The following is an 8,292-nucleotide window of genomic DNA, read 5'->3' on the forward strand; positions in this document are numbered from 1 at the left end:
GTGACGTGAAGTAGGTCAACTACGTCGTAGGATGAACGCTTACCTGCGGAATAACGTGGCACATGAGTTCCATACCGCTCCCTCTGGATTGGATTTGGGCGAGATCGCCAACCGGACAACTAGGCTGACAGAGGGGGTGCGCGCAGCCGCTGCGGATGGCGAGTTGTGGAATCTGCGCATTACATCGGTGCCAACGCCCGACGAGACACGCAACTATATTGATACCGCCTTGAAAAGCCGCGAGGAAGGCCATCGCTTTGCTTTCGCCGTTATTGAAGAGGCGAGTGGTAGGGTGCTTGGCACCACGAGTTACCATGACATTCTGCCCAACGTAAAACGCGTTGAAATTGGCTACACATGGTACGCCAAGCGGGTTCAGCGTACGCATGTCAACACCACCTGTAAGCTACTGCTATTGACTCACGCTTTCGACACATTGGGCTGTAACGTGGTCGGTTGGCGTACCGACAACTTCAACTTTGCCAGCCAACGTGCGATCGAGCGCCTAGGCGCGAAGAAAGATGGTGTAATCCGAGGTCATGCGATGCGCCGCGATGGGACCATTCGCGATACAGTGATGTATAGCCTGAGCAGGGGCGAGTGGCCAGAGGTGTGCTCACACCTCAACTACTTGATAAGCCGATCCTGCGCACAGTGAGGTTTATGGTGAGAGGCTGGAATGAATCGCTTCTAAGGTTGGCCTGACGCTACAACTAGGCTAAGCAGCATCGATTGCTATGTCCGGATGCCCTTTAGTACCAAGCCTCGCAACTTTATCAACGCCGCTACGCGATGCGGCTGAAACCGGGGGGGGAGGTTAATGAAAGCTACCAGCGAATTTATCGCAAACCTTAGCGACGTATTCGCACTATTTGGTGAAATCCAAACTAAGCGCATGTTTGGAGGGTATGGCGTTTATCGCGATGGTCTTATGTTTGCGCTAGTCGCCGATGATGTTCTTTACCTTAAAGTCGATGAACGTTCGGTAGGCTCTTTTATCGAGCTGGGAATGGAGCAGTTTGAATATGAGAAGAGCGGCAAAAGGGTGAAAATGACTTATTACGCTGCACCCGAGGAGATATTTGAAGATCCAGAACATGCTAAGGAGTGGGCTGACCGTGCTTATAAAGCGGCATTGCGGAAAAAAGCTCGTTGACGCGACCAGAGCTAACGAGGGCAGTCATTTTAGACTGCCCGGCGGCTACTCAAAGCAAAGGTTTATGCGTTGCTAGCCAAATCCATTGCTAGCAATCCGGCATTTTTAAGCGCATTAGCAACTGATCTCTGATGCCTTTCGTCCCCAAATTCTTGGTACTCTGATGTTATTTCATGAAATGACTCGACGCCCAAGTATCTGCCCAATGTTTTAATATGCGGCCCGAGGTGATTCATATGCTCACGTTCACCTCCTGGCCCAAAGCCAAACTCTCCGCATGAAGAGACTAAAATTAGTGTTTTCCCAGACAAAAGCGGCTCTATAGGATGATCACCACGAGCTAAATCAAAACTAAATGTTTTATTTATACGCATGACCTGATCGAACCACGCTTTCAGAGGGGCGGGCATGCCGTAGTTGTACATAGGTGAAGATATTAGGATGACATCCGCTTGCGCTAATTCATTAAATAACTGATCGGATAACGCTAGTTTTTCACGTTGCTCAGAGCTTTTCCGTTCATCTGGTGTGAAAACGGCACCTATCCAGTCCTGGTCAATAAAAGCAGGTGGGTTCAAGCCAATATCACGATAAATGTAATTATCTGCACTGTTAGCAGATTGCCATTTATCAACAAACTGCATAGCAATACGTTTTGATATTGAATTGTGGTCAGGGTTTGGGTTTGTCGCTTTACGTACGCTAGCGTCTATATGAAGTAATGTGCGCATGATGGCCTCAGCAGATAGCGGTGTGGAGTGGCTATGCTGCCCTTTTGCCAATACTGCGACAAATGAATAAATTGGATCGATAGATGAGAAAAACTTATCTATTGAGAAGCCGGGTTGAGACAAAAAAATAGGAGGCTAGCGGTGAATGCTTCGCTACAGGCGATTAAGGTGTTTGAAGCGGCCGCTCGGCTGGGGAGCTTTAAAGATGCTGCCGAGGAGCTGTCGATAACGTCGGCAAATGTGTCGCATCACATCAGCAATCTTGAGAATAGGTTGGGAGTGCGGCTGTTTACCCGAATCAACCGGGGCGTGACTTTAACGTCAGAGGGGCACCAGCTCTCTGAGGCGACAACCGCCGGTTTGCAGAAAATCCAGACTGCTTTAGATAATATAAAGTCAGATGCCTCAAAGCTGAATGTTGATACCACCTCATCCTTTGCCGCCCTGGTGCTAATTCCGTTGCTACATGACTTTAATAAAATTTATCAAAATATTGATGTTGAAATATCAACGGGTGAAGTAGTGGCATCAAAAGTGAATACCCTCTCTATCCGTTTGGGGGACGTAACCCGGGTTGATAAATCAAATTTATTAAAGAAAGAGCGTTTTAACCTATATGGGAGCTGTCCTTTTATCCGCTCCATCACAGTGGATAAGCCACCTACGGTCTATCTGACTAAGTGGAAGAACAATAAACTGCCGGACTCACCTTGGGAAAACTGGCTAATTGAAAATGGAGCGTCACTGCCAAATTTTGAAATAAGGTATTTTGATCAGGAGCTTTATGGTGTGTATGAAGCTCTTGCTGGGAAAGGACTGGTGTTTTGTTCAGAGACACTGGTTTCTGACTTTGTGAAAGCCAACGCATTGCAGCCCATTTCGTATCAAAGCGTCGATTCTCTGCTGTGTTACTACATCCCGACCGAAAGCTGGCAGCATAGTGCCAAAATGCAGGCTTTTGTCGATTGGCTTAAGTCTATGATTGATTGAGATTTATATTCTGAGTGATCAGCTTAATCCATAAGAGGGTTTGTCTGTTCACTCTTCTGCTGTGAAGTAAACCACCATCTTGAGATGACGGTGCTCATCAACGATGAGCGTCTCATGGGTATAGGTATGGTGCTCGCCCTCTGTATCAAGGAGGCTGCTGATTCCTCGGTTGTAACCTTCCATGCTTGACGCTTCCCACCAGTGCCGGAAGTCTGGCGATAACTGGCAAAGCTCTTCAATTTGCGTTTGCATGATTGGGTCTTCAGGGGCGACAGCTAAGTCACAACGAAACTGTGCCAGCATATTCGACGCATCCTGTTGCCAGTCAGGGAGTCGTCGACGCAGGTCGGGAGCGGTAAATACCATCCTTAATAGATTGCGCTCAGACGCTTCTCGGCTGCTGAACTGAAGTAGTTCATCAGCCTGCGCATTCCAGCCAATAGCATCCCAACGCAGGTTCATCACGTAACTAGGGCGAGAGAGGTCATCCATCAGCGACTGGATTCGGGGGGAAGTGCTCTGCTCTTGATACGCTTCTGCTGGCGGCGCTCGGCGGTGCGCTAATAGAAAAAGATGGCAGCACTCGGCGTCATCCAGTTTTAGGGCACGGGAGATGTTGAGCAGAAAACGTTCGGAGACCTTAATGTCACGGCCCTGCTCAAACCACGTGTACCACGTCAGGCCTACCCCAGCGAGCGCAGCAACCTCTTCTCGTCTTAAGCCCGGGGTGCGCCTTCGCCCACTGGTGGGAAGCCCGACGTCAGCAGGCGTTAATTTTTGACGATGCCGCAGCATGAATTCAGTGAGATCACTCTGTGTTCGCTCAAGCCGATGATTGGCCATGCTATTACCTCTAGTAATAGGATAATTAGCTATATTGTAACCCCATATAGAGTGTCTGAGAATGCCTGCTTCCATGATGAAGTCGGAGGCGACATGTCATTCAGCTGTGATGTTCACACCCCTGTTAATACGGACACAGGTAATACGGACACAGGTTATACGGATACAGGCGGACGGCCCTGCAACAAAGCCGGCATTAAAGAGTGGGCAGGGCTTGCGGTACTGGCACTGCCCACCATGCTGCTTGGGCTCGATGTCACTATTCTCTACCTTGCGCTTCCTGCCTTAGCGGTAGATCTACAGCCTAGCAGTACTCAGGCGCTGTGGATTATGGATGCCTACGGCTTCATGATCGCTGGTTTTCTTATCACGATGGGCACGCTAGGGGATCGGGTTGGCCGACGTCGACTACTAATGATCGGGGCCTTTGCGTTTGCGGTCGCGTCAGTGTTTGCCGCTTATGCGCCTAATGCCGAGTGGCTTATTGTGGCGCGGGCAGCGCTGGGTGTTGCCGGAGCAACGCTGATGCCTTCTACACTGGCCCTGATTAGCAATATGTTTTTTGATCTGCGCCAGCGGGCATTGGCGATTGGGATATGGGCGACCATGTTTGCACTAGGGATGGCCTTGGGGCCAGTGGTCGGTGGGTTGCTGTTAGCCCCTTTTTGGTGGGGAGCGGCTTTCCTAATTGCCGTGCCCATCGTCATCGTACTGTTATTAACTGCGCCGTTACTGCTGCCGGAGTATCGCAATCCGCAGGCAGGCCGTCTGGATGTTTTGAGTGTTCTACTGCTGTTGATAGCAATTCTGCCCAGTATCTATGCCATAAAGGCGTTCTCTAAAGCAGGTGTGACGCCACTGGTATTGGCCACACTTGTGTTGGGAATCGTAGGAACACTGCTCTTTGTGCGTCGACAAAAGCAGCTTCTTGATCCTTTGCTTGATCTCAAACTGTTTGCCAGTAAAACCTTCACTGCTGCGCTGGTCATAATGTTGCTAGGGCTGGTGGGTGTGGCGGGAATGATGCTTCTAGTCACTCAATATCTTCAGCTAGTAGCGGGCTACACGCCGCTGATTGCTGGGCTGTGGATGGGGCCGCCAGCGCTGATGATGGTGCTTGCCGGTATTCTTGCTCCTATCTTGGCGCGCCGTATTCGGCCTGCGTTTGTTATTGCTGTCGCGCTGATGCTTGCAAGCATCGGTTGTGGTTTTCTGGCTCAAGTAGACCCGCTCTCTGTTCAGGTACTCCAGGTCGTTTTGGGATTTTCATTAGTGTATCTGGGGTTGGGCACCATCGCTGCGCTGGGCACCGACTTGGTGGTAGGCGCGGCTCCTGCGGAAAAAGCTGGGTCCGCGTCGTCGATGTCCGAGATGGTTCAGGAGTTGGGTGTAGCGCTGGGCGTAGCACTTCTCGGTAGCCTGGGAACCTTGTTGTATCGCGTGCAGATTGCCAGTGCGATTCCTGATGAGGTGCCAGACGATGTCTCCCGTGCTCTTGGAGAAAGTTTGTGGTCCGCAACGTCCGTTGCTGAACGACTTCCCGGCGGGATACTTGAGCAAGCACAGTCAGCGTTTACGCAAGGAATGAATGCTGTGGCCATCGTCAGTGGCATCACTATTTTGGCGCTGGCGTTGTTGTCGGCTGCTAGCCTTCGGCATGTACAGGCAGTTGGTGAGAATGAGCACTAAATTTTGACATGCAACTAATTGGTTGCATAATGTCGTTATGACAACTAATCTCAATCTTGTTTTCAAAGCGCTCGCTGATCCCTCGCGGCGCCAGCTTCTGGATAGCCTGTTTGAAAATAATGGGCAGGCCCTCAATGAGCTATGCGAACGACTCTCCATGAGTCGTCAGGGGGTTACCAGACACTTGGCGCTGCTTGAAGAAGCGGGGCTGGTGGTTACGGCGTGGCGGGGGAGAGAAAAGCTGCATTACCTCAATGCCGAGCCAATTCAGCAGATCCACCAACGCTGGGTCAGTAAGTTCACTCATCAGCGGATTGCGGCGGTGGACAGTCTCAAACAGAAGCTTGAGGACCATCACAATGAGTAAGCTCGATTTTGCCTACGTTATTTACATTAACACGACGCCCGAGCAACTGTGGAAAGAGTTGACGGAAGGGGAGTTTACCCGCCAATACTGGGGTGGGCGGCAGATTACGTCGGCGTGGACGGCGGGAGCAACGGTTGAACTCGTCAAGGCCGATGGATCACTGGATTGGCACGGCGAGGTGCTGGAGTCAGACCCGCCGCACCGTTTGTCCTATACCTTCATTCCTGAAAACGATGACGAGATGCCAGGATATGAGGGCGAAAAAGTTGACCTGACAAGACCTGAAAAACCGTCTCGGGTGACGTTTGAAATTAGCGAGTATATGGGCCAGGTGCGTCTGACACTGATTCACGACCAATTCGAGGAGGACAGCAAAGTACTACAAGGCATCAGCGTCGGCTGGCCAGTCATTCTTTCCAGTCTCAAAAGCTTGCTGGAAGGCGGCAGCCCTTTGCTAAGGAGTGATACTGATGGCGCGCATTGAACATATTCAATACGTAAATGCCCCTCTTTCACGTGTTTACGAAGTGTTGACCACGGCTCGTGGCCTGGCCGAGGTGTGGACCCAGGATTTAGCATTCACTGCCCAACTTGATGCGGTCAATGAATTCCGATTTGGGGATGAGCACCCGACAAAGATGACGATCGTAGAGCTGGTGCCCAATACTAAGATGACCTGGCAATGTATCGATTCAGACCCTGAGTGGATTGGGACCAGCGTCAGTTTCGAGCTAGAACAACGAGTAGGCAAAACGGCTGTCACTCTCAAACATACCGATTGGCGTGAAGTGACCGAGTTCTACCGTTTCTGCAACTATAACTGGGCGATATTCCTGCTGAGCCTTAAGCAATACTGTGAAGAAGGGACCGGTATTCATTACCAGACCCGTACGTTTTAGTAGAGCCGCTGTTCAATTGTGACAAGCAATCACGATCAGCCTTCAGAATAATATTTTGCAAATTGTTGTCGATATTTACCTCCCCCACACGACTGCTTGGCATAGGACGAAGCCATTTCGGCTTTCGGATGAACACACTTATTGATAAAGGAATATTCAGTGAAAGCCGATATGATAAAAATGGCACTGGTGCTCGGCCTGCTGAGCTGGATCGGCCCTTTTGCCATTGATATGTACCTGCCCGCTATGCCGACCATCAGTAAAGACCTGGGGGCGTCGGTGTCGGCCGCGCAGTGGACGTTGATGTCGTTCTTCATTGCATTTGGTATCTGCCAGCTTTTTTACGGGCCGGCCTCCGATGTGTTCGGCCGCAAGCCACCGCTCTACTTTGGCCTTGGTATCTTCGGTGTCGCCTCGATTGGTTGTGCATTCGCGCCCACCATCGAATGGCTGATTGCTTTGCGCTTTTTGCAAGGTATGGGGGCGGCTGCGGTCATGTCTATTCCGCGCGCGGTGATCCGTGACCGCTACACCGGCACCGAGGCGACTCGCATGATGTCCACCATCATGCTGGTGATTGCCGTTTCACCCATGCTGGCACCCCTGATGGGCACCTCGATCATCGTGCCCTTCGGCTGGCGTGCTGTCTTTGTCGCGGTCGCCATTGCTACGGTGTTGGGCCTGTTTCTGACCAGCTTCGCTTTGAAGGAAACGTTGGCCCCGGCAGACCGCGCACCTTTTCGCTTCAACGCCATGATGAAAGCGTTCGGCGTATTGTTCCGGGACTCGGGATATATGGGCCTGACGTTGATTGGTGGTATGGGCATGGCCAGTTTCTTTGCCTTTCTGGCCACCGCCTCGTTTCTCTACACCGGCTACTACGGCCTTACAGCATTCCAGTTCAGCCTTGCGTTCGCACTGAACGCCCTGGGGTTTTTTACCACCAGCCAGATTGCCTCCAATCTCGGTGTCCATTTCGGCTCCATCACGGTGGTGAAATGGGCGGTGGCCGGTTACGCTGTGTCGGCCTGCCTGATGTTTACGCTGGTGGCGCTGGGATACACCAGTTTCCCGCTGCTGGTGGGAATGCTGATTACAACCTTTGCGTTTCTTGGACTGGTGATTCCCACGTCCATGGTGTTGTCGCTGGAGGAACACGGCCCCATCGCCGGTACAGCGGCGGCCCTGGGCGGCACTCTGCAAATGATGCTGGGCGCGATCGCCATTGCTGTGGTCAGTGTGGTGTTCGACGGAACCCCACTGATGCTGACCGCAGCCATCGCACTGTGCTCGTTGGTGGCCGCGGGCTTGTCGTTATTGACCTTGCGCGGTACGCCACAAGAGGCCGTGGTCTAGGGTTTTTGGATGACGTCAACTTGCAGGCTTGGCCCGCAAGTTGACGTCATCCAGCCCTTGCAGGGTAAGCCCTGTAATTGTTAATGGGCTTCCTGGGTGGTTAACGATCGAATACGAAGGGCTAACCCAGATCATGACACTGGAAGTCGTGGATAGTCGTATTCAGGCACTATACGCTGTGCGTAATCCAGATAAATTACGCCATTTGGCTGACCTGCTAAGTGCCTGATCTTAAGTTTTCGTGTAACGTTGGAGTCTGAT

The 8,292-nt window shown here is 51.5% G+C and carries 10 protein-coding genes; 8 read left to right on the forward strand and 2 right to left on the reverse strand.

Annotated features, from left to right (window positions below; translation table 11 throughout):
* Positions 1-55 precede the first annotated feature (55 nt).
* Positions 56-658: a GNAT family protein gene (locus INT21_RS08600; RefSeq protein ID WP_319022689.1), complete on the forward strand. Its 603-nt coding sequence runs from the start codon at positions 56-58 to the stop codon at positions 656-658.
* Between the two features lie 162 nt (positions 659-820).
* Complete coding sequence (locus INT21_RS08605; protein WP_193085074.1) at positions 821-1,156, forward strand: TfoX/Sxy family protein; 336 nt, start codon at positions 821-823, stop codon at positions 1,154-1,156.
* Positions 1,157-1,218: 62 nt separating this feature from the next.
* Here the strand turns inward: INT21_RS08605 and INT21_RS08610 are convergent, their stop codons facing one another.
* Positions 1,219-1,887, reverse strand: a complete 669-nt coding sequence (locus INT21_RS08610; RefSeq protein WP_193085075.1) for an FMN-dependent NADH-azoreductase — start codon at positions 1,885-1,887, stop codon at positions 1,219-1,221.
* A gap of 141 nt (positions 1,888-2,028) precedes the next feature.
* On the opposite strand from INT21_RS08610, the gene INT21_RS08615 reads away from it, so the two are divergent.
* Complete coding sequence (locus tag INT21_RS08615; RefSeq protein ID WP_193085076.1) at positions 2,029-2,877, forward strand: LysR family transcriptional regulator; 849 nt, start codon at positions 2,029-2,031, stop codon at positions 2,875-2,877.
* 48 nt (positions 2,878-2,925) lie between these two features.
* Here INT21_RS08615 and INT21_RS08620 read toward each other — a convergent pair whose 3' ends face one another.
* Entirely contained in the window at positions 2,926-3,720 is a 795-nt protein-coding gene (locus INT21_RS08620) for a helix-turn-helix transcriptional regulator (protein ID WP_193085077.1), read from the reverse strand.
* Positions 3,721-3,813: 93 nt separating this feature from the next.
* On the opposite strand from INT21_RS08620, the gene INT21_RS08625 reads away from it, so the two are divergent.
* From INT21_RS08625 to INT21_RS08645, 5 genes are all read left to right on the forward strand, one after another.
* Positions 3,814-5,409 (forward strand): MFS transporter, encoded by a 1,596-nt coding sequence (locus INT21_RS08625; RefSeq protein ID WP_193085078.1) that lies wholly within the window; start codon positions 3,814-3,816, stop codon positions 5,407-5,409.
* Between the two features lie 37 nt (positions 5,410-5,446).
* A complete protein-coding gene (locus tag INT21_RS08630) occupies positions 5,447-5,776 on the forward strand; it encodes an ArsR/SmtB family transcription factor (protein ID WP_083007844.1) in 330 nt (109 codons plus the stop codon).
* Positions 5,769-6,260: an SRPBCC family protein gene (locus tag INT21_RS08635; protein WP_193085079.1), complete on the forward strand. Its 492-nt coding sequence runs from the start codon at positions 5,769-5,771 to the stop codon at positions 6,258-6,260. Before INT21_RS08630 ends, INT21_RS08635 begins: the two co-directional genes overlap by 8 nt.
* On the forward strand, positions 6,247-6,675 hold the full coding sequence (locus INT21_RS08640; RefSeq protein WP_193085080.1) for an SRPBCC family protein: 429 nt from the start codon (positions 6,247-6,249) through the stop codon (positions 6,673-6,675). Before INT21_RS08635 ends, INT21_RS08640 begins: the two co-directional genes overlap by 14 nt.
* 159 nt (positions 6,676-6,834) lie before the next feature.
* Positions 6,835-8,031 (forward strand): multidrug effflux MFS transporter, encoded by a 1,197-nt coding sequence (locus INT21_RS08645; protein ID WP_319022690.1) that lies wholly within the window; start codon positions 6,835-6,837, stop codon positions 8,029-8,031.
* Positions 8,032-8,292: the final 261 nt, after the last annotated feature.

This window comes from Halomonas sp. 3F2F (assembly GCF_014897805.1).
In the GTDB taxonomy this organism is placed as follows: domain Bacteria; phylum Pseudomonadota; class Gammaproteobacteria; order Pseudomonadales; family Halomonadaceae; genus Vreelandella.